The 21965-nt window shown below is 72.4% G+C and carries 16 protein-coding genes; 9 read left to right on the plus strand and 7 right to left on the minus strand.

All coding sequences use genetic code 11. The features are described from left to right. Positions 1 to 177: 177 nt before the first annotated feature. From ACFXKG_RS35490 to ACFXKG_RS35500, 3 genes are read right to left on the minus strand one after another with little or no spacing between them, the layout of a single operon-like run. Positions 178 to 1299, minus strand: coding sequence for a bile acid:sodium symporter family protein (locus ACFXKG_RS35490; protein WP_384847841.1), 1122 nt, complete (start codon positions 1297 to 1299; stop codon positions 178 to 180). Then, the gene (locus ACFXKG_RS35495; RefSeq protein WP_384847844.1) at positions 1292 to 1915 is read right to left on the minus strand and encodes a hypothetical protein; all 624 of its coding nucleotides are present in this window, start codon (positions 1913 to 1915) and stop codon (positions 1292 to 1294) included. Before ACFXKG_RS35495 ends, ACFXKG_RS35490 begins: the two co-directional genes overlap by 8 nt. A gap of 17 nt (positions 1916 to 1932) precedes the next feature. Beyond that, positions 1933 to 2808 (minus strand): oxaloacetate decarboxylase, encoded by an 876-nt coding sequence (locus tag ACFXKG_RS35500; RefSeq protein ID WP_384847847.1) that lies wholly within the window; start codon positions 2806 to 2808, stop codon positions 1933 to 1935. Between the two features lie 348 nt (positions 2809 to 3156). Here ACFXKG_RS35500 and ACFXKG_RS35505 point away from each other — a divergent pair, with 348 nt between their 5' ends. After that, on the plus strand, positions 3157 to 5796 hold the full coding sequence (locus ACFXKG_RS35505; protein ID WP_384847850.1) for a hypothetical protein: 2640 nt from the start codon (positions 3157 to 3159) through the stop codon (positions 5794 to 5796). Continuing rightward, positions 5793 to 6497 carry a hypothetical protein gene (locus ACFXKG_RS35510; protein WP_384847853.1) on the plus strand — a complete coding sequence of 235 codons (705 nt, stop codon included), beginning with the start codon at positions 5793 to 5795 and terminating at the stop codon, positions 6495 to 6497. The genes ACFXKG_RS35505 and ACFXKG_RS35510 overlap by 4 nt, the downstream gene beginning before the upstream one ends. Positions 6498 to 6685: 188 nt before the next feature. Here the strand turns inward: ACFXKG_RS35510 and ACFXKG_RS35515 are convergent, their stop codons facing one another. Continuing rightward, positions 6686 to 7252: a TetR family transcriptional regulator gene (locus ACFXKG_RS35515; RefSeq protein ID WP_384847856.1), complete on the minus strand. Its 567-nt coding sequence runs from the start codon at positions 7250 to 7252 to the stop codon at positions 6686 to 6688. 162 nt (positions 7253 to 7414) lie between these two features. On the opposite strand from ACFXKG_RS35515, the gene ACFXKG_RS35520 reads away from it, so the two are divergent. After that, entirely contained in the window at positions 7415 to 8350 is a 936-nt protein-coding gene (locus ACFXKG_RS35520) for an SDR family oxidoreductase (protein ID WP_384847859.1), read from the plus strand. Positions 8351 to 8447: 97 nt separating this feature from the next. On the opposite strand, the gene ACFXKG_RS35525 is transcribed toward ACFXKG_RS35520, so the two are convergent. Together ACFXKG_RS35525 and ACFXKG_RS35530 are read right to left on the minus strand one after the other, a co-directional pair. Then, on the minus strand, positions 8448 to 10520 hold the full coding sequence (locus tag ACFXKG_RS35525) for an ABC transporter ATP-binding protein (protein WP_384847862.1): 2073 nt from the start codon (positions 10518 to 10520) through the stop codon (positions 8448 to 8450). Next, positions 10517 to 12439 carry an ABC transporter ATP-binding protein gene (locus ACFXKG_RS35530; protein ID WP_384847865.1) on the minus strand — a complete coding sequence of 641 codons (1923 nt, stop codon included), beginning with the start codon at positions 12437 to 12439 and terminating at the stop codon, positions 10517 to 10519. Before ACFXKG_RS35530 ends, ACFXKG_RS35525 begins: the two co-directional genes overlap by 4 nt. A gap of 152 nt (positions 12440 to 12591) precedes the next feature. Here ACFXKG_RS35530 and ACFXKG_RS35535 point away from each other — a divergent pair, with 152 nt between their 5' ends. From ACFXKG_RS35535 to ACFXKG_RS35550, 4 genes are read left to right on the plus strand one after another with little or no spacing between them, the layout of a single operon-like run. Further along, positions 12592 to 13557, plus strand: a complete 966-nt coding sequence (locus tag ACFXKG_RS35535; RefSeq protein WP_384847868.1) for an ABC transporter ATP-binding protein — start codon at positions 12592 to 12594, stop codon at positions 13555 to 13557. A 3-nt stretch (positions 13558 to 13560) separates the two neighbouring features. Beyond that, positions 13561 to 14340 carry an ABC transporter permease gene (locus ACFXKG_RS35540; RefSeq protein ID WP_384847871.1) on the plus strand — a complete coding sequence of 260 codons (780 nt, stop codon included), beginning with the start codon at positions 13561 to 13563 and terminating at the stop codon, positions 14338 to 14340. Positions 14341 to 14389: 49 nt separating this feature from the next. Continuing rightward, positions 14390 to 15697 carry a sensor histidine kinase gene (locus ACFXKG_RS35545; protein ID WP_384847874.1) on the plus strand — a complete coding sequence of 436 codons (1308 nt, stop codon included), beginning with the start codon at positions 14390 to 14392 and terminating at the stop codon, positions 15695 to 15697. Positions 15698 to 15752: 55 nt separating this feature from the next. Beyond that, complete coding sequence (locus ACFXKG_RS35550; protein ID WP_384847877.1) at positions 15753 to 16394, plus strand: response regulator; 642 nt, start codon at positions 15753 to 15755, stop codon at positions 16392 to 16394. Positions 16395 to 16478: 84 nt separating this feature from the next. On the opposite strand, the gene glgX is transcribed toward ACFXKG_RS35550, so the two are convergent. After that, positions 16479 to 18848: a glycogen debranching protein GlgX gene (gene glgX, locus ACFXKG_RS35555; protein ID WP_384847880.1), complete on the minus strand. Its 2370-nt coding sequence runs from the start codon at positions 18846 to 18848 to the stop codon at positions 16479 to 16481. Positions 18849 to 18999: 151 nt separating this feature from the next. Between glgX and ACFXKG_RS35560 the strand changes: the two genes are divergently transcribed. Both ACFXKG_RS35560 and ACFXKG_RS35565 read left to right on the plus strand, forming a co-directional pair. Then, positions 19000 to 20256 (plus strand): Ig-like domain-containing protein, encoded by a 1257-nt coding sequence (locus ACFXKG_RS35560; RefSeq protein ID WP_384847883.1) that lies wholly within the window; start codon positions 19000 to 19002, stop codon positions 20254 to 20256. Between the two features lie 264 nt (positions 20257 to 20520). Further along, complete coding sequence (locus ACFXKG_RS35565) at positions 20521 to 21819, plus strand: Ig-like domain-containing protein (RefSeq protein WP_384847995.1); 1299 nt, start codon at positions 20521 to 20523, stop codon at positions 21817 to 21819. The last annotated feature ends 146 nt before the right edge of the window (positions 21820 to 21965 follow it).

A 21965-nucleotide genomic window follows, 5' to 3' on the forward strand; every position in this document is an offset into this window, starting at 1 on the left:
GAATTCGTTCGCTGCCCGAAATTGCCTGTTCGTTAAGCGGACGTTTCACCGATCAACACCCGTGCGGTGCCCGCGCGTCGGGCCGGGCGCGGGGATGTGAACGGAACGTCAACCGGCTCCGGGCGAGACCCGCCCGGAGCCGGCTGCACTGTGGCGCGTTCTGTACTGTGCGCCCGGTCAGACCGCCGTACTCCGCGCGGACGGACGGGACACCGTACCGGCCCCTGCGGTGTGTGCGGATTCCGCCGGTGCGGACGGCTCCACCGGTGCGGACGGCTTCACCGGTTTCGATGGTTGCGCCGGTTCCGGGGCCTGCCGGGCCCAGCGGGCCGCGAGGACCGCGCACACCATCAACTGGAGCTGGTGGTAGAGCATCAGCGGCAGGATCACCGGGCCCGCCGAGGCCCCGAACAGCACCGCCGCCATGGGCAGTCCCGTCGCGAGGCTCTTGTTCGAGCCGCAGAAGACGATGGTGATCCGGTCCTCCCGGTCGAAGCCGAGCCGCCGGGCGGCGTACGCCGTCGCCGTGAGCGCCAGCCCGAGCAGGCCCGCCACCACACCGAGGAGGCCGGCCAGCCGCGCCGGAGTGATCTGCTGCCAGATCCCCTCGGCCACGCCCAGGCTGAACGCCGTGTACACGACGAGCAGGATCGAGCCCCGGTCCAGCAGGGCGAGTCCCCTTTTGTGCCGCCCGACGAACCCGCCGATCCAGCGGCGCAGCACCTGCCCGGCGAGGAACGGCAGCAGCAGCTGGACCGCGATGGCGAGCAGCCGCTCCGCCGAGAAGGTCGCCGTGGCGCCGATCAGCCAGGCGGACAGCAGCGGCGTGGCGACCATCCCGGCGAGGCTGGAGTACGTACCGGCGCAGATGGCGGCCGGCACATTGCCCCGGGCGGTGGAGGTGAGGGCGATCGAGGACTGGACGGTGGAGGGGACGACGCAGAGGAAGAGCAGACCGACGTGCAACTGGTCGGTGAGCAGATACGGTACGAGGCCGCCCGCGGCCACACCGAGCAGCGGGAAGAGCGCGAACGTGCTCGCGCCCACGACGAGATGGAGCTTCCACCGGCGCAGGCCGTCCAGCGCCTCCCGGGTGGAGAGCCGCGCTCCGTAGAGGAAGAAGAGCAGCCCGATGGCGAGGTCGGCGGCGCCCCCGACGGCCACGGCGGCGCCCCCGGTCGCGGGGAGCAGCGCGGCGAGCACGACCGTACCGAGGAGGGCGGCCACGTAGGGGTCGACCGCCTTCCTCAGCCGGCCCGGCCAGGACGGCGGCCGGGACTTCTGGTTCACGTCAATCACCTTCGCCGTCGTCGCCCTGCCACGGGGGGTGGCCGATCTGCGCGATCCACCCGAGCAGCGAAGGCGTGGAGTTGGCGGCCCGCGCGGGGGCCGGTGCGGGGGGCGGGGCCCCGGCCGGTGCGGGCGGCCGGGCCTGGTCGGAGGGATCCGCGGACAGGGCGGACGGGGACGCGGTCCCGGTCCCGGACTCGGTTGCCGGGGCCGGTGGTTGTGCCTGTCCCTGTCCTGCACCGGGTGCGGGCGCCGGCGCGGGTGCTGTGACCGGTGCGGGTGCGGTGCCGGAGGTGTCCCCGGTCCGTACGTCGATCGCGCCGCCGCCCCCGTCGTGGTCGCTGCCCGCCGTCCCCTTGCTGCTGATCAGCGTGTTGAGCGTGCGGTCGACCTCCAGCCAGGAATCGGCGTGGGAGTTGTCGATCACGACGAGCCCGACGTTCCGCCCGGCGACGGGCCCGGACTCCGACGAGTCGTCGTCATCGGCCTGCGCCCCGGCGCCCGCGCACAGGATGCTCGCGCCCGCCATGGCGACGACGCCCACGGCGGAGCCGCGGGTCAGGCGGGAACCGCCGGCGGTGTTCCGGTGCCGGCCGGTGCCGGCCCGGAAAGGATTCGACGACACGAGGTTCCGCGGCCCGCTCAGACGGAGGCGGGAACGGGCACGGAATGCCGGACGTCGTGATGTCTGCTGATGTTCTTCTCCAGCAGTTCCGTCGCGCCCTGCACTCCGATGGCGCCGGTTTCCCGGGTGTCCGGCAGCCGCCCGTCCTCCATTTTCAGATCGATGAGCGCGCTGTCGATCGCGCCGTGCGCGGCGAAAAGGCACGGCGTGCTGTAGATGGCGACATCGACGCCGAGTTCCGAGAGTTCGGTGAGCGAGAGACGCGGCGACTTTCCGCCCGCGATCTGGTTGAAGAGCAGGGGCTTGTCGCCGACGACCGAACGGATCTTCCGGATCCATTCGACGCTGCGCACCCCGTCGACGAGGACGACGTCCGCGTCGGTCTCCGCGAGCGCCTCGGCCCGCCGGATGATCTCCGCCTCCTCCGTGGCGTCCGTACGGGCCACCACGAGCAGGTCCTCCCGGCTGCGCAGCACCAGATCCAGCTTGGCCAGGTACTCCTCCAGGGGCAGGATCAGCTTGCCGTCCGCGTGCCCGCAGCGGCGGGGCCGCTTCTGGTCCTCCAGGATCACCCCGGAGGCCCCGGCGCGCTCCAGCCGCTGCACGACGTGGCAGGCGACCTCGGGGTCGACGTAACCGTCGTCGATGTCCACCAGCATGTGGTGGCGGGGGAAGGCGAGCCGGAGCCGCTCGGCGAAGGCCACCATGTCGGGCCACGCGATGTATCCGATGTCGGGGAGTCCGTAGTGCGAGGCGGCGAAGCCGAATCCCGAGACGAAGAATCCGTTGTAGTGCTGGGCCGCGATCGAGGCCGAGTACATGTCGTAAATACCGATGAGCGGTGTGGTGCGGGGCGATTGAACCGCTTCCCGCAGGGCGTTGCCGTAGAGCATGGCTCTCCTCTGTCCGGAGTGGATTCCTCGGTGGAATCCGGGACGGGGTGGGTGGGGGTACGGGAAGAGATTTGCAGAACCCCAAGAGTTGGTAACGCGACACACCGGAGTATTTCCCGGTTTGGCAAAATTTCGATATTCGTCCTGTCCGGATCCGGTTGACCCGATCCGGTCTGTTGGGCCCTGGATTGGGCCCTGGGGCCCATGACGCGCCTGTGTCGCGGCCGTTACGCTCGCCCGAACGGGGGGTGGGGCGATGTGCGCCACCATGAACGGCCCTTTCACCGGGGCAGTTTGAGGTCAGTCATGTCATTTTCTGGTGTCGTTCCACGATCGGTTCCGCAGCCCATGCCCAGGCAGCTCCTGCTGGCGCGCCTGCTGGTGTACGTCCTGTTCGGCGCGACGCTGCTCGGCGGTCTCGGGATCTTCCTGACCGCCGTGCTGCTCGGCGCGGTGGACGGGACGCTGATCGGGGCGGTGGCCTGGGCCGCCGCGCCCGGAGTGGCCGGCTGGGTGCTGGCGCGGCAGGCGGGGATCGGCGGGGTCCGGGTCTGGTGGGGGCTGGTCGCGGTCCAGGTGTGGCTGATCCTCGGCGGTCTGGCCAACATCCGGGACGGCTCGGTCGCGGGTCTCACCCAACTGGTGCTGCCCATCGCGATCCTGACGCTGCTGAGCCGGGTGCGCAGCCGCGAGTGGTTCGACCTGTCGGAGCGCGAGCGGCTCGTGGACCCGCCGTTCTCGTTCGCCCACATGATCACGTGGCGGCGGGACCGCGGGCAGACGGCGATGGAGTACCTCGGTCTCGTCCTGGTCGTCGTGGCGGTCATCGGGGGTCTGGTGCTGGGGGCAGCGCAGATCGGCGGCGGTGTCCAGGCCCGTATCTGCTCGGTCCTCGACCTGTCCTGCGCCTCGGAGGGCGGCGGGGACAGCGCGATCGAGGCGGGCGGCGACCAGGGCGGCCAGGGCGACCCGGGCGGCCAGACGGGCGGTGCCACGGGCGGTACGACGGGCGGCGCCACCGGAGGGACTGGCGGTACCGGCGGCACTGGTGGTACGGGCGGCACGGGAGGCACCGGAGGTACGGAGGGCGCGGGAGGCGCGGACACCTCCGGGGGGACGGCGGACGCCCCGGGCGATGACATCCCGGGCGGCTCCGACGACGAGGCGGGCGACCCCACCGACCCGTACGAGCCCATCTTCGCGCCCGGCGAGGAGGAGCGGCGCGAGGGGGGCGGCGACGACAAGAAGGCCGACTGCTCCGGTTTCTGGGGATGCACCTGGGACAAGCTCGGGCAGGTCGGCGAGGGACTGTTCGTCGACGGCGTCTGGGGTGACGTCACCGACCTGTTCAACACGGTCGTTCACCCGATCGACACGTTCAACGGCATCCTCGACTACGGCAAGTCGCTCGGCGACAAGTGGTCGGACGACTCCAAGGACGCCTCCGGCAAATGGGGCGACGGCGACTACCTCGGCGCGCTGGGCGACTGGACCGGCGCCACGCTCAAGACCGGCGGCACGGTCCTGGACGACATGTTCATCGGGGACGACGTGCGCGAGACGTGGAACCGGGGCGAGAAGACCCAGGCCGTCACCAACGTCGCCTGGAACATCGGTTCGCTCTTCATCCCCGGCTACAACGTCGCGAAGGTCGCCGGGAAGACCAGCAAACTCGGCAAGCTGGGCAAGATCGCCCAGGCCATCGCCAAGGGGGCCGAGAAAGCCAAGGACGCCGCGGGCAAGGCGCGGAAGGCGGCGGGCCTCGGCGACGCCAAGGGTGCCCGCAAGGCGGCCGACGAGGCGCAGCAGCACGCGGACGACGCGGCGAAGCAGGTCGAGGAGAAGGGGAGCTGCAGCATCGCGCTGGGCGGCGCGCTGCGCGTCCCGTACGGCGGCGGCTCGGGCGACGGCGGTCCGGGCGACGGCGGTCCGGGCGTCGGCGGAGGTCCGGCCGGGGTGGCCGGCTCCGGCACCGGGGTCCTCGCCTCGGCCCGTGCCTCCGTACCGCTGATCGTCCTCGCGGAGGGCGGCACGAAGCGGTGCGAGGGCGCGGAGGCGGACGACGCGCGGGAGGCGCAGCGGGAGGCGGACGACGCCGACCGGGCGGCGGACGGCGCGGAACTCGTCGACGCGGCCGACCGGGCGAAGCAGACCATCAAGGACGCGAAGGACAAGCAGAAGACGCCCAAGGAGGACCGCTACAACCTCAACGAGGGCGCGATCGACAAGCTCACCGCGAAGGCCAAGGACAACCCGGACCTGCGGCGGGGCGAGTTCGGCAAGGACGAGCTGGCCGCGGCGCTGGACGACCTCTCCGAGATGCTGAACACCAAGGGCATCGACAACCAGAGCCGCGGTTCCCTCGGCGCGACCGTCCTGAAGGCCAACGACCGTCACCAGCTGGCCGAGGCCATGGCCGAGGTCCGCGCCGCCAAGCGCGCCGCCGATCTGGAGGCCGAGCCCGGCACCAAGGTGTACGCGGCCGTCGGGGAGAAGAAGGGCCGCCAGTCGGTGGACCTCGGGGACGGCACCACCGCCGACCTCAAGGGCATCGACGACGCGGACGTCGTCTACAGGGGCAAGGACGGCAACATCCACGTCGCGGAGGTCAAGAACACCGCCAACGCCACCACCCAGGCGTCCCTGCCCGCCCAGGCGAAGAGGCTCGGCGAGTGGGCGAAGCAGGACGGGGCGAACCCGCCCAGGGCGGCGCGGTACGAGATCCAGACGCAGAAGGACTGGGACAAGATCTTCGACGGCTTCCAGAAGGACAAGAAGACGGGCGAGACCCCGGAAGGCACCCCCGCGCAGACCATCGCGGACAACGGCCTCGGGGCCCGGATCGCCGGCCAGGACCTCACCCCCAAGCAGCTCAAGGACCTGGACACGGTGTGGAACGCGAAGAGCCCGGCGGAGAAGCAGGCCGCGCGCGACTCGGGCAAGATGAAGGATCCCAAGAGCGCGATGGAATACCTGGGGGTCTCGTGACCAAGGACGACGGCGCGGAGGACAGCGGTGTGAGGAGTGACGGCGTGGGCGACGGCGCGGGTGACGCTTCGGGCGGCGCCGCGCCGCTGCTGCCCGAGGCGGTGCGGGCCCTCCCGTACTCCTGGGACACCGGCTTCGGCTGGCCGCCGGAGACCCCGGAGAGCGCCGAGAACCTCGCCCTCGCCCGTGCCGTACTGGAGGCGTGTCTCCCGGCGCGCCCCCTCGCGGTGCCGGAGCCGCCCGCCGAGGTCCGGGCGAAGGACCTCGGCGAGGGGGAGGAACTGCCCGACTGGGTCGAGGCCAGGAGTGTGCTGCGGGACCTCATGCCGTACGCGCGCGACGTGACCCGGGAGCGTATGGCCGAGGCGGAGGCGCGGTGCGCGCGGGCCGGCCTGGACACCACGGACTTCGCGGCGCGCTGGACCCTCCGGATCTCCGCCTGGATCGCGGAGGAGGTGCTGCGGTGGTGCGGCCTGATGGTCGACGACACCACGGCGCTCACCCCCTGGGCGGTCGAGCTCGCGGAGCGGTACGCGACCCGGGGCGTCGCCGCCGAACAGGCCGTGTGGCTGCTCCGGCTCACCCCCGAACTCCCGTCCGGCCAGGCGGCCCTGGCCCGACTGGCCCGTGACGGGACCCTGCCGGCCGGGGTACGGGAACTGGCCGCCGACGGGGTCGAGGGAGCCGCCCCCGGGGCCTGAAAAGGGAGAACCCGGGGCCTGGAACCGGAGATCCGGCCCGGGCGGAGCTCAGGCCGCGACGGAGATCCGGCACGGCGGAGAACTGACCGCGACGGAGATCCGGCTGAGGCGGAGAACTGACCGCGACGAAGATCCGGCTGCGGCGGACGAGCGGCACGGCGGACAACCGGCACGGCCGGTGTCGGCTGTCAGCCGCCCGCGGTGACCGCTTTCAGCTGGGCCAGCGAGTCGCGGACGAGTTCCCGGAAGTCCGCCGGGCCGGGGTCGGTCAGCCAGCGTTCGAACGTGACCTTGAAGACGGCGATGCCCGCCTCGGCGGTCAGGCCCGCGGCCGGGTCGGGGACGCCGCGGCCGCGGAGGGTGTCGGCGACCCCCTCGGACAGGCGCGCGAGCTTGATCAGCTCGCGCTCCAGGAGTTCGGCGTTGGCGGAGATGATCGCCTGGCGCCTGCGGGAGTGCTCGCGGCGTTCCTGGAAGAGGGTGGCGGTGGCCTCCAGCGCCACGCCCACCGCGTCGATCGGCGCGACCGCCGCGGGCACCGCCGCGAGGGTGTCCACGATGAGCCGTTCCAGCGACGTCGAGCCCCCGAACAGGACCTCGCGCTTGTCGGCGTAGTGGCGGAAGAACGTCCGCTCCGTGAGCCCCGCCCGCCGGGCGATCTCGGCCACGGTGGTCTGCTCGAATCCGCGCTCGCCGTAGAGCTCCAGCGCGGCCTGTTCGATTCGCCCGCGCGCGTTGGGCTCCCATCGGCTCATGCCCTGATCCTACTCGACGCCAGTCACTGACATGGGTGATGGCAGTGACTGCCGTCGGCTGCTACGGTTGATGTCAGTCACTGGCATCGACTTCTCCGCCGCTTGCCGGGCGCTTCCGCGTCCCGTGGTGCGGACAGGTCGACCTATCCGGAGGTTCTCCTCATGCGTGTGTTCGTCACCGGTGCGTCCGGCTGGATCGGTTCGGCCGTGGTTCCGGAGCTGATCGGCGCGGGCCACCAGGTCGTCGGGCTCGCCCGCTCGGACGCCTCGGCCGCCGCCCTCGCCGAGGCCGGCGCCGAGGTGCGCCGCGGCACGCTCGACGACCTCGACACCCTGCGCGGCGCCGCCGCCGAGTCGGACGGCGTGATCCACCTCGCCTTCAAGCACGACATCGCGTTCAGCGGCGGCTACGAGGACGCGGCCGACGCGGACCGGCGGGCCATCGACACCTTCGGCGACGCGCTCGCCGGCTCCGGCCGGCCGTTCCTCATCGCCTCCGGCACGCTCGGGCTGGCGCCGGGTCAGGTGGCCACCGAGCGGGACGGTCAGGCGTCCGGCCCTGCCCTCGTCCACACGGCCGGCGGGCCGGCCGAGCGGCTCGCCAACGCGCAGGCGACGGCCGCCCTCGCGGAGCGCGGCGTGCGCTCGTCGGTCGTCCGGCTCGCTCCGACCGTGCACGGCGACGGGGACCCCGGCTTCCTCGCCGCCGTGGTCGCCACCGCCCGGGAGAAGGGCGTCTCCGGCTACATCGGCGACGGCGCCAACCGGTGGCCCGCCGTACACCGGTCCGACGCGGCGCGCCTCTTCCGCCTGGCGCTGGAGGGTGCTCCGGCGGGCTCCACGCTGCACGCGGTCGCGGACGAGGGCGTGCCGATCCGTACCGTGGCCGAGGTGATCGGGCGCCATCTCGGCCTGCCGGTGGCCTCGGTCTCCCCCGACGACGCGGCCGGGCACTTCACCTGGCTGGCATCCTTCCTCGCCATGGACAGCCCGGTGTCCAGCGCGTACACCCGTGAACTGCTGGGGTGGCGGCCGACCGGGCCCGGGCTCGTCGACGACCTCGACCAGGGCCACTACTTCGCCGCCCCGACCGCCTGACCGCCCGTCCGCCGTCCGCCCCGTCCGCCCCGTCCACCCGTCCGCCTGGCCGCCGTGCGCCCGGAGGCCGGCCGGTCGGAGGCCGTCCGTCCGGCTCTCAGGCCAGGCTGTCGCGCCACGCGCGGTGGAGGCCCGCGAAGCGGCCCGTGCCCGCGATCAGCTCGGCCGGGGGGCCGTCCTCCACGATGCGGCCGTGCTCCATCACCAGGACCCGGTCCGCGATCTCGACCGTCGAGAGACGGTGGGCGATGACCACCGCGGTACGTCCGTGCAGCACCGTGTCCATCGCTCGCTGCACGGCACGCTCGCCCGGGATGTCCAGCGAGCTGGTCGCCTCGTCCAGGATCAGCACCGCCGGGTCCGCGAGGAGCGCGCGGGCGAACGCGACCAACTGGCGCTGGCCCGCCGAGATCCGGCCGCCCCGTTTCCGTACATCCGTGTCGTAGCCGTCCGGCAGACTGCTGATGAAGTCGTGCGCACCGATCGCCTTGGCGGCCGCCTCGATCTCGGCGCGGCCCGCGTCCGGGCGGCCGATGGCGATGTTCTCGGCGACCGTGCCGGAGAAGAGGAACGCCTCCTGGGTCACCATCACCACCCCGCGCCGCAGCTCGGGCGTGTCCAGCTCGCGCAGGTCGACGCCGTCCAGCAGGATCCGGCCCTCCGTCGGGTCGTAGAACCGGGCCAGCAGCTTGGCCAGGGTGGACTTGCCCGCCCCTGTCGAGCCGACCACCGCGACCGTCTGGCCCGCCGGGATGGACAGATCGAAGCGGGGCAGAACCTCGCCGCCCGTGCGGTACGCGAAGCGCACCCCCTCGAAGACGGCCGCACGGCCGGGGAACCCGCCCTCCAGCACCGGCAGTTCCCTCGGCTGCGCGGCCTCGGGCACCGAGGGCGCCTGGGCCAGCAGACCCGCGATCTTCTCCATGGAGGCGGCGGCCGACTGGTACGAGTTGAGGAACATCCCGAGCCGGTCGATCGGGTCGTACAACCGCCGCAGATACAGCGCCGCCGCCGCGAGCACCCCGAGCGGCAGGGTGCCGTCCGCCACCCGGTAGGCGCCCCAGAGGACGATCCCGGCGACGGCCGTGTTGGCGACGAGCCGGGAGCCGGTCACATAGCGGGCCATCTCCAGGATCGCGTCGCCGTTGCTCCGCTCGTGACGGTGGTTGAGCCCCCGGAAGTCCGCGTCGTTGGCGCCTTCCCGCCGGAACGCCTGCACGGGCCTGATGCCGTTCATCGTCTCCGCGAACTTCACGATGACGGCCGCGATCGCGGTGGAGCGCCGGGAGTAGGCGAGGGCCGCCCGCCGCTGGTAGAGCCGTACGAGCAGATACAGCGGAACGAAGGACGCGACGGCCAGCGCGCCGAGCCCCAGGTCCAGATAGAGCAGCATCGCCGAGATGTAGACGAAGGCCAACACCACACCGATGAGTTCCTGGAGGCCCTCGCTCAGCAGCTCCCGCAGCGACTCGACGTCCGTGGTCGACCGGGAGATCAGCCGCCCCGATGTGTACCGCTCGTGGAAGTCGACGCTCAGCGCCTGGGCATGGCGGAAGATCCGGCCGCGCAGGTCGAGGAGCACGTCCTGGTTGATCCGGGCGGCGGCCCGGATGAACGCGTACTGGAGGGCTCCCGACCCGGCCGAACAGATCAGATAGCCCACACCGACGGCGTAGAGCGGCCCGTACTCCCCGTCGCGGAAGGCGGGCACGCCCCGGTCGATGGCGTACGCGACGATCAGCGGCCCCGCCTGCATCGCGGCCTGCTGGAGCAGCAGGAGCAGCGCGGCCACGACCACCTTCGTACGCCGGGCGCTCAGCAACGACCGCAGCAGGGCGCCGGTGGCTCCCGGAGGCGTGGGCAGTGCGTCCTTCCCGAAGGGATCGTCCGCGTCGGAGGAGAGCGGCGATGGCGACGGGGTCGCCTTGTCCAGGTTCAGGCCCTTGTCCAGGTCCAGGTCCAGGTCCTTGTCCAGGTCCAGGCCCTTGGCCCGGCCCCGGTCTTGGGCCTCGTCCAGGTCCTGGGCCGGGGCCCCGCCCTCGTCCAGGCTCACGGAGCGGACGCCGACCGCCTCCCGCCGGGCCTTCGCCTCCCGCCGGGCCTCCGCTTCCGCTTCCGCTTCCGGATCGGGTTCCGGGCTGTGCCCGTCCGTCGTGGTCGACGTCGTCATCGGACACTCTCCTCAACGGGCGCGGAGGCCCCGGACATCAGCCATGCGTACTCCGTGCTGCTCCGCAGCAGCTCCTGATGCGTCCCCACGGCGGCGACCCGCCCCCCGGAGATCAGCGCCACCCGGTCGGCGAGCAGCACCGTCGACGGCCGGTGCGCCACGACCAGCGCCGTCGTGTCCCGCAGGACCCGGCGCAGCGCGGCCTCCACCCGCGCCTCCGTGTGCACGTCCAGCGCGGAGAGCGGGTCGTCCAGCACGAGGAAGCGTGGTCGGCCGGCCACCGCCCTGGCCAGCGCGAGCCGTTGGCGCTGGCCGCCGGAGAGGCTGTGGCCCTGCTCGCCCACCTCGGTCTCCGTGCCGTGCGGCAGCGCCTCGACGAAGTCCGCCTGCGCCACGTCCAGCGCGCGCGGCAGTGCGTCCTTCCCGAGGTCGGCCGCGCCCATCAGGACGTTCTCGCCAACCGTCGCGGAGAAGAGCGTGGGCTCCTCGAAGGCCACGGACACCAGCTCCCGCAGCCGCCGTCTGGGCAGCTCCGTGATGTCCTGCCCGTCCAGGGTGATCCGCCCCGCCGTCGCCTCGTGCAGGCGCGGTACGAGCGCGGTCAGCGTCGTCTTGCCCGAACCCGTGGCCCCGACCAGCGCCATCGTCTCGCCGGACCGGATGTGCAGATCGATCCGGTCCAGGACGGGAGCGGAATCGGCGGGGGCGTCGGGATAGCGGAACGAGACGCCCTCGAAGCGCATCCCGCCTCCGGTGCCGTCCGTGCCGTCCGTGCCGTCCGTGCCGTCCGTGCCGTCCGTGTCTCCCGTGCCGTGCGGGCTGTCCGTGCCGTGCGGGCCGTCGGCCAAAGGGCCGCCCGCCGCCGCTTCCGGCGCCCCCGCTTCCGCTTCCGATTCCTCTTCCTCCCGTACGTCCATCACCTCGAAGTACCGGTCGGTCGCCGTCGCCGACTCCTGGCTCATCGCCAGCAGGAACCCGATGGACTCCACCGGCCAGCGCAGCGCCAGCGCCGTCGACAGGAACGCCACCAGCGTGCCCGCCGAGAGCCCGCCGTCCGCCACCTGGATCGTGCCCAGCACCAGCGCCGCGCCGATGGCCAGCTCCGGGACGGTCACGATGACGGCCCAGATCCCGGCCAGCAGCCGTGCCTTGACCAGCTCCGTCGCGCGCAGCCGGCGCGTGAGCTCACGGAAGGCCAGCGCCTGGCTGCGATGGCGGCCGAACCCCTTGATGATCCGGATGCCGAGCACGCTCTCCTCGATCACCGTCGTCAGATCCCCGACCTGGTCCTGCGCCTTCCGCGCGACCAGTGAGTACCGCGTCTCGAAGAGCGAACAGACGATCACCAGCGGTACGACGGGGAGCAGCAGCACCAGCCCCAACGACCAGTCCTGGAGCAGCAGAATGACGAAGCCGATCAGAATCGTCACGCCGTTGACCAGCAGGAAGGTCAGCGGGAAGGCCAGGAACATCCGCAGCAGCATGAGGTCCGTCGTGCCGCGCGAGAGCAACTGCCCCGACGGCCAACGGTCGTGGAAGGACACCGGCAGCCGTTGCAGATGGCGGTAGAGATCGGCGCGCATCGCCGCCTCCACCCCCGCCAGCGGCCGGGCCACCAGCCACCGCCGCAGCCCGAACAGCAGTGCCTCCGCGACCCCCAGCCCCAGCAGCGCCAGCGCGCCGAGCCAGACGCCCCCGGGGTCCCGGTCCGTCACCGGGCCGTCCACCATCCACTTCAGGACGAGCGGCATCACCAGCCCCAGGCACGACGCCACTATCGCGACGACCGCCGCGCAGAAGAGACGCCTGCGCACCGGCCGTACGTACGGCCACAACCGCAGCAGCGAACGGACGGACGAGGACCGCTCCCCGGGGCTTTCCCCGGGCCGGTCCTTGGCAGGTGCATCTGTTTCGGTCATCAGAGCGAGCCTACGGTCCGGCACTGACAAGGCTCATGTGGTTTTCCTGCCACTCTCGTCCGGTCGTACCACCACATCAACCGATCGGATGATGGTAGTTCGAGCGTGGTGGCCGATGCCGCTCGGCGCCGCCGCGCGGAACCCTCGTCCTCATGGCGATCATCGAAGTGAACGGCCTGCGCAAGGCGTACGGCGGCCGAACGGTGGTGGACGGAGTCTCCTTCACCGTGGACGAGGGGGAGATCTTCGGGATCCTCGGGCCCAACGGCGCCGGCAAGACGACCACCGTCGAATGCGTCGAGGGCCTCAGGACCCCGGACGGCGGCACGGTCCGGGTCGCCGGGCTCGACCCGGTCGCCGACCACGACCGCGTGACCCGGATCCTCGGCGCGCAGCTCCAGGAGAGCGAGCTCCAGGCCAAGCTGACCGTACGGGAGGCGCTGGAGCTGTACGCGGCGTTCTACCCGGAGCCCGCCGACTGGCGGCCCCTGGCCGAACGGCTCGGCCTCACCTCCCGGCTGACGACCCGGTTCGCGAAGCTGTCCGGCGGCCAGAAGCAGCGGCTGTTCATCGCGCTCGCGCTGATCGGCAATCCGCGTGTGGTCGTCCTCGACGAGCTGACCACCGGCCTCGACCCGCGCGCCCGCCGCGACACCTGGAGCCTGATCGAGGAGGTACGGGACTCCGGCGTGACCGTGCTGCTGGTCACCCACTTCATGGAGGAGGCCCAGCGCCTCTGCGACCGGATCGCCGTGATCGACGGCGGCCGGATCGCCGCGCTCGACACCCCGTCCGGGCTGATCGGCCGCTCGGCCGCGTCCACCGTCATCTCGTTCACCCCCTCGGCGCCGCTCGACGACGCGGAACTGGCCGCACTGCCGCAGGCGGCCTCCGTCGACACCCGGGGCGGCCGTGTGGTGATCAACGGGACGGACGACACCGTCAACGCCGTGATCACCCTGCTCGCCCGGCACCGGGTCACGGCGCGCCAGCTCCGGGTCACCGAGGCGACCCTGGACGACGCGTTCCTCGACCTCACGGAGACGACGCAGACGTCGGACCCCACGGTCCCTGTGAACCCCACCGCCGCAGTGAGCCCCACCGGAAAGAAGGTCTGACCGATGCCCGTCCCCGTCCCCGCCACCGCCTCTTCCCGTTCATCCTCCGCTACCGCACTCGTCGTCAGGGCCGAGGCCCGGCTCTTCCTCCGTGAGCCCGGCAGCCTCTTCTGGGTCGTCCTCTTCCCGACCCTCCTGACGACGATCCTCGGGCTGATCCCTTCCTTCCGCGAGAGCTCGGACTCACTCGGCGGCCGGCGCGTCATCGACCTCTACGTGCCCGTCGGTGTCCTGCTCGCCATGATCATGGCCGGGCTCCAGGCCATGCCCCCCGTTCTCACCGGCTATCGCGAACGCGGCATCCTGCGCCGGATGTCGACGACCCCCGTACGGCCCGCCTCCCTGCTAGGCGCCCAGATCCTGCTGCACGGGGTCGCCGCGCTCTGCGCCGCCGTCCTGGTGATCCTGGTGGGCAGAATCGCCTTCGGTGTCGAACTGCCTGGTCAGCTCGCCGGTTACGCGGCGGCCCTGGTCCTCGCGACGGTGAGCGCCCTTGCGCTGGGCGCGGTGGTGACGGCGGTGTCCCGTACGCAGAAGATCGCCGGGGCCGTCGGTTCCGCCGCCTTCTTCCCCGCGATGTTCGCGGCGGGCGTCTATCTGCCGGTGCAGACGATGCCGGGCACTCTGCGCCACATCGTCGAGCTCACCCCTTTCGGCGCCGCCTCCCAGGCGCTCGACCAGGCGACGCGCGGAGACTGGCCGAGCTGGAGCCATCTCGGGGTGACGGCGCTGTGGGCGGTCGTGCTGACGACCGTGGCGGCCCGCAGGTTCCGGTGGGAGTGACCGGATGAGCGGCGGCGCCACCGTGGCGATGCGCGGGCACACTGTGGGCATGCCCGGCACCCCGACCTCTCCGACCCCCGCACTCGTACCGGCGCCCGTGTCCGCGTCGGCACCCGTCTTCGTGTCCGCGCCCGTCTCCGTGGAGGAGCGCTGGGCGCAGTTCTACCGCTGGGGCCCGTACGCCACGCTCGCGCTCTCCACCGCCATCTCGGCCTTCGTCGACCGTGACCGCGTGCCCGTCCCGAGCGCCGCGCTGCTGCTCTCGGCCGTCGTGCTCCAGCTGTGGTGGCACCGGACCCGCGACCGGGTGCCCGCGCAGTCCCGGCCCGCCCAGTTCTACTACGTGTCCCGTACGGTCCTCGCGTTCACGCTCACCTGGCTGCACCCCTTCTACTCCATCTACGCCATCCTCGGCTACTTCGACGTCGACCGGCTCCTGCCCCGGCGGTACGCCCGCGCCGGCATGTTCGTCACGGCCGTCACCATGGCGGGCTCGCAGTCCGGCGGGCTGCCGCCGGAGTCTCTTCTCCAGGCGTTCGTCCTCGCGGCGCTCTTCCTGCTGCACTGTTCCCTCGTGTTCATCTTCGGTCATCTCGCCGAGCGGGAGGCCGAGAACGTACGGGAGAAGGCCGCCACCATCGCCGAGCTGGAGCGCACCAACGCCCGGCTGGAGCAGGCCCTCGCCGAGAACGCCGCCCTCCAGGCCCAACTGCTCGTCCAGGCCAGGGAGGCGGGCGTCGCCGACGAGCGCCGCCGGCTCGCCGCCGAGATCCACGACACCATCGCCCAGGGGCTGGCCGGGATCATTGCCCAGCTCCAGGTGGTCACCGTCACCCCCGACCGCGCGCTCGCCCGGGTCCATCTGGAGCGGGCCGCCGACCTCGCCCGGCACAGCCTCGGCGAGGCGCGCAGGTCCGTGCAGAATCTCGGCCCGGCCGAGCTGGAGCACGACACGCTGCCCAAGGCGCTCCGCAAGACGGTCTCCGGCTGGGCCGAACGCTCCGGACTGCGGGCCGGGTTCACGGTCACGGGCACGGAGGAGCCGCTGCACGACGAGGTCGCGGCGACTCTGCTCCGTATCGCCCAGGAAGCCCTGGCCAACACCGACCGGCACGCGTCGGCCCGGCGCGTGGGCGTCACGCTCTCCTACATGGGCGACGAGATCACCCTCGACATCCGCGACGACGGCCGCGGCTTCGACGCGCTCACGCCGCCCCCGCGCTCCGGTACGGGCGGCTTCGGCCTGGCCGGGATGCGTGCCAGGGCGGAACGCCTCGCGGGCACGGTCACCGTCGAGTCGGCACCGGGGGAGGGGACGGCGGTGTCGGCTCGCGTACCGTTGGTGCGCCATGACTGACAGACCCACTGACAGACCCACTGACAGACCCATTGACAGAACCGGCGGGACCGGTGTGCCGGACCGGATCATCACGCTGATCGTCGTCGACGACCACCCCGTCGTACGGGACGGTCTGCGCGGCATGTTCGAGTCCGCGCCCGGCTTCCGGGTGCTCGGCGAGGCCGCGAACGGCGTCGAGGGCGTCGCGCTCGCCACCCGTCTCGACCCCGACGTCGTCCTGATGGACCTGCGGATGCCGGGCGGCGGCGGGGTCGACGCGATCGCCGAACTCGGCCGCCGGGGCGCCCGCGCCAGGGTCCTCGTCCTCACCACGTACGACACGGACTCCGACACGCTCCCCGCGATCGAGGCGGGCGCGACCGGCTACCTGCTCAAGGACGCCCCGCGCGAGGAACTGTTCACGGCGGTACGGGCCGCCGCCGACGGCCGTACGGTCCTCTCGCCGGCCGTCGCCTCCCGCCTCGTCTCGCACGTGAGATCCCCGGCCGCCGCCGGGGGCGAACCCCTGTCGGCGCGCGAGCGCGAGGTCCTCCGCTGGGTCGCCAGGGGTACGTCGAACCGGGAGATCGCCGCCGAACTCTTCATCAGCGAGGCGACGGTGAAGACCCATCTCACCCACCTCTACGCCAAGCTCGGCGTGAAGGACCGCGCGGCGGCGGTCGCGGCCGGCTACGACCGGGGCATCCTCGGCTGACGGCCCCCACGGCGCCGCCACGGCCCCATGGCCCCACGGCGTCTCCGCCGTCGCGGGCCGCCACCGGCCGCCGCAGGCCGCCGGTCACGCGGTCACCCGGAACAGCAGCACCGCCCGCGCCGGGACCCGTACCACCGTGCCGCCCTTGTGCACCGTCCCCGGCGCCGCCCGCTGGTCCGGCCGCGCGGTGTCCACCACCAGCTCGTACGCGCCCGACCACGGCGGCCCGGGCAGGGTGAACTCCACCGGCGCGGCGCCCGCGTGCAGGACCGTCAGAAAGCTGTCGTCCGTGATCTTCTCGCCCCGCGCGTCCCGCCCCGGGATGTCGCGGCCGGAGAGGAAGAGCCCGAGCGTCGACGCGGGGGCGTACCAGTCCGCCTCGGTCATCTCCGCGCCGTACGGGGTGAACCACGCCAGGTCCCGCAGCCCGTCCGGGGCCTGCCGGCGGCCGGAGAAGAACGCGCGGCGGCGCAGCACCGGGTGGGCGCGGCGCAGGGCGAGCAGCCGGACGGCGAGCCGGTGCAGCTCCAGCGGCCCGCGCTCCGCCCCGTCGGCGAGTTCCCGGGCGTCCCGGGCGCCCCGCTCGCCGCGCCCGCCCCGTGTGCCGTCCTCGTCGAGCAGTGACCAGTCGAGCCAGCTCACCTCGTTGTCCTGGCAGTACGCGTTGTTGTTGCCGCGCTGCGTACGGCCCATCTCGTCGCCCGCGACCAGCATCGGCACGCCCGTCGACAGCAGCAGCGTGGTCAGCAGGTTGCGGATCTGGCGCCACCGCGCGGCGTTGACCTCGGGGTTGTCGCTCGCGCCCTCGGCGCCGCAGTTCCAGGACCGGTTGTCGTCCGTCCCGTCCCGGTTGCCCTCGCCGTTGGCCTCGTTGTGCTTCCGCTCGTACGACACCAGGTCGCGCAGGGTGAAACCGTCGTGCGCGGTGATGAAGTTGACGGAGGCGTACGGCCGCCGGCCGCCGGCCGCGTACAGGTCGCTCGACCCGGAGAGCCGGTAGCCGAGGTCCCGTACGTCGGGCAGCGCGCCTCGCCAGAAGTCCCGTACGGCGTCGCGGTAGCGGTCGTTCCACTCCGTCCACAGCGCCGGGAAGGCGCCGACCTGGTAGCCGCCGCTGCCCACGTCCCACGGCTCCGCGATCAGCTTCACCCGGCGCAGCACCGGGTCCTGGGCGATCACGGCGAGGAACGGCGAGAGCATGTCCACGTCGTGCATGGAGCGGGCCAGCGCCGCCGCCAGGTCGAAGCGGAAGCCGTCCACGCCCATCTCCGTCACCCAGTAGCGCAGCGAGTCGGTGATCAGCCGCAGCACATGCGGCTGTACGACGTGCAGGGTGTTTCCGCAGCCGGTGTAGTCGGTGTACCGGCGGGCGTCGGGGGGCAGCCGGTAGTAGCCGCGGTTGTCGATCCCGCGCAGGGAGAGCGTCGGCCCCCGCTCACCCGCCTCGGCCGTGTGGTTGTAGACCACGTCGAGGATGACCTCGATCCCGGCGGCGTGCAGCGCGCGCACCATCTCCTTGAACTCCTCGACCTGCTGGCCGCGGGTGCCGCCCGCCGCGTACCCGGCGTGCGGGGCGAAGTAGCCGATGGAGTTGTAGCCCCAGTAGTTGCGCCGGCCGCGGCGCAGGAGATGGTCCTCGTGTGCGAACTGGTGTACGGGAAGCAGCTCGACCGCCGTCACCCCGAGGCGCCGCAGATGGCCGATCGCCGCCGGGTGCGCGAGGCCCGCGTACGTGCCCCGCAGCCGCTCCGGGATCCCCGGGTGGAGCTTGGTGAAGCCCCGTACGTGCACCTCGTAGATGACGGAGTCGGCCAGCGGCGTCTTGGGGCGCCGGTCGTCCGTCCAGCCGTCGTCGGGCGCGCCGTCGTGGACGACGACCCCTTTGGGGACGAACGGGGCGGAGTCGCGGTCGTCCCGCACGGTGTCGGCGACCTGCGGCTGCGGCCAGTCCCGTACGTGGCCGTAGACCTCCGGGGGCAGCGTGAACTCCCCGTCGACGGCGCGCGCGTACGGGTCGAGCAGCAGCTTCGCCGGGTTCCAGCGCGCACCTGTCCACGGGTCCCAGCGGCCGTGGACGCGGAACCCGTACCGCTGTCCCGGGCCGACCCCGGGGACGAAGCCGTGCCAGATCTCGTGGGTCAGCTCGGTCAGCGGCAGCCGGGTCTCGGCGCCGAGGTCGTCGTACAGACAGATGTCGACCGCCTCCGCGCCGCCCGCCCAGAGCGCGAAGTTCGTGCCCGCGACGCCGTCCGGGCCGACCCGGTAGCGGGCCCCGAGGGGATTCGGCGCGCCCGGCCTGACGACGGGCGCGGGGGCGCCGGACGGCTCCGCCCGCGCGGGGCGCTCCGCCGGGCGCCCCGTGGCCTGGTCCGTGGCTCGCTCCGTGGCCTGCTCCGTGATCTGTTGCGTGCTGTGTTCCTGATGGGCTGTCTCCTGCTCGGCTGCGCTCGCCACTGACCGGCCTCCCGCGGCTCATGGGCCCCGCTCCCCGGCGCGTACGGCTGTCCCGGCCGTGGCGCGCTCCTCGCGTGGTCCTTTCCCTGTTCTGCCCCCAAGAGGCCCCGCCCTCACGTTTCCCCGGGAGGGGGGTGGTCGTTGGGCGGTCATGAGAAACGTGACAAAACGGGCACGGGCTCGCAGGGTGACCGCCCCGGCCTGGGCAGGAATGATCGTGGCGCTGATCGCCGGAGTGACTGCTCTGGCCGGGTGCACCGGCGGCGCCGCGCTGCTGGAGGGCAAGGACGGCACGCTCACCGGCACGCCGGCCGGCGACTCCGCCGACACCATCGCCGTCACCCCGAAGGACGGGACGAAGGGGGTCGCGCGGACGGACCGGATCGAGGTGAGGATCCCGGACGGCAGGCTCGAACGGGTGAAGGTGACCCAGGTGGAGGACGCGCGCCCGGCGGAGCTGCCGGGGCGGATCTCCGCGGACGGCCGGTCGTGGACCCCGCGCGGCGGGGCGGTCGTCGCGCTCGCCGCCAAGTACCGGGTGGACGCGGTCGCGGTGGACGGCGCGGGACGCCGCTCCGCGCGCCACACCACCTTCACGACGGCGGTGCCCGAAGACCGCTTCACGGCCTACTCCTCGCCGGAGAACCGGGCCACCGTCGGCACCGGAATGATCATCTCCGTCGACTTCAACCGGAAGATCCGGGACCGGGCCGCCGTCCAGCGGGCCGTCCGGATCACCTCGGACCCGCCGGTGGAGGTGGCGGCCCACTGGTTCGGGGACGAGCGGCTCGACTTCCGTCCGCAGGAGTACTGGCAGCCGGGCACCGAGGTCACGGTCGAGCTGGCGCTGCGGGACGTCGAGGGGGCGCCCGGCGTCTTCGGTATGCAGCACAAGACGTTCGCCTTCACGGTGGGCCGCTCCCAGGCCTCCTTGGTCGACGCGGAGGAGCACACCATGGAGGTACGGCGCGACGGCGAGCTGCTGTCGACGCTGCCGGTCACCGCGGGCAACGCCAAGAGCCCCACGTACAACGGGAAGATGGTGGTGACGGAGCTGCACGAGGTGACGCGCATGAACGGCAGGTCGGTCGGGTTCGGCAGCGAGTACGACATCAAGGAGGTGCCGCACGCGATCCGGCTCACCACCACGGGCACGTTCCTGCACGGCAACTACTGGGAGTCCGCGGACACGTTCGGCTCCGAGAACGTGAGCCACGGGTGCGTGGGGCTGCGCGACACCAAGGGCGGCGGCGCCGACACCCCGGCCGGCTGGTTCTTCGACCGGACCCTGGTCGGCGATGTGGTGGAGGTGGTCAACTCCAAGGACCGCACGGTCGCTGCGGACAACGGCCTCGGCGGCTGGAACATGGAGTGGAAGCGGTGGAAGGCGGGCTCGGCACTCCGCTGAGGCCCCACGGACCGTTCCCCCGGACCGTTTCCCACGGGCCGTTCCCCAGGGCCCCTTCCGGGCGCCGCCCGACGGCGCACGGAAGGGGCCCTGACCCGTACCACCGCCATGACCTGCGCCGTCCCGGCCTGTTGGGACGGAACGGTGACAGACGGGAGATCTACACCGCGCTCACCATGTGATTATCTATCGCCATGCGCGTGCACTCGACGCGCGGGGGTGCGGGCCGTGGCGGGGCCAGGCCGCGCGAGGGGAGACACCATGGTGAACGGGCTGCCGATATCGGCGACATCAGCCACATCGACCACACTGACCACATCGGTCGCCACGTCCACGTCCGCGTCCGGGCGTGGGCGCGGACGCGGACGTACGGGGCTGCTCGCCCTGCTGCTGGGGGCGCTGCTCCTGGTGGTGACGGCGTGCGGCGGGGGCGGCGGCTCCGGCGCGGGTGACGACGACAAGGGCGGCGGGAAGGGCGCGGCGGAGGTGAAGAACGCCGCCTCCGTCGCGGTGGTGACGATCGAGCCCAAGGACGACGCCAAGGCCGTGGAGACCACGGGCGCGCTCAAGGTCTCCGCGGCCAAGGGCAAGCTGACCACCGTCACCGTCCAGGACGACAAGGGCGACGCGGTCGAGGGGAAGCTCTCGGCGGACGGCACGGCCTGGGAGCCGCTCCAGCACCTCGCCTCCGGCACCCGGTACAAGGTGCACGCGATCGCCGAGGACGCCGACGGCCGGGAGTCCGCGAAGGACACCACGTTCACCACGCTCGTACCGAAGAACACCTTCATCGGCACCTACACGCCCGAGGACGGCTCGACGGTCGGCGTCGGCATGCCGGTCTCGATCAACTTCACCCGGGGCATCACCGAGCCCGAGGCCGTGGAGAAGGCCATCACGGTGACGGCCGAGCCGTCCGTCCCGGTGGAGGGCCACTGGTTCGGCAACGACCGGCTCGACTTCCGCCCCGAGAAGTACTGGGCGCCGGGCACGAAGGTGACCGTGAAGCTCGACCTGGACGGCGTCGAGGGCCGCCCCGGTGTCTACGGCAAGCAGGCCAAGACCGTCTCCTTCACCATCGGCCGCAGCCAGGTGTCGACCGTCGACGCGAGCGCCAAGACGATGAAGGTCGTCCGGGACGGCAAGCTGGTCAAGACCATCGCGATCACCGCGGGCGCCCCGTCGACCACCACGTACAACGGCCAGATGGTCATCAGCGAGAAGTACGCGGTGACCCGGATGAACGGCGCCACGGTCGGCTTCGGCGGTGAGTACGACATCAAGGACGTGCCGCACGCGATGCGTCTCTCCACCTCCGGCACCTTCCTGCACGGCAACTACTGGGCGTCCTCGGGCACCTTCGGCTCGGCGAACGTCAGCCACGGCTGCGTCGGACTGCGCGACCTCCGGGGCGGCGGGAACAACGGCACCCCCGCGGCGTGGATGTACAACTCCTCGATCCTCGGCGACGTGGTGATCGTGAAGAACTCGAAGGACAAGCAGATAGCCCCGGACAACGGCCTCAACGGCTGGAACATGTCCTGGGCGGAGTGGACCGCGTAGGTCCCGTCCGCCGCGGCCCCCGGGCCCGGGGGGGCGGCCCCGGGGCGGGGGGGGGCGGGCCCGGGGGGCCGGGGCGGCCCGGGGAAGGGGGCGGTGGGAGGGCGCGGGCGCGGCACCCCCCGGGGGCGGGCCGGCCGGGGGAGGGG

The organism is Streptomyces sp. NPDC059255 (assembly GCF_042752355.1).
Lineage (GTDB): Bacteria > Actinomycetota > Actinomycetes > Streptomycetales > Streptomycetaceae > Streptomyces.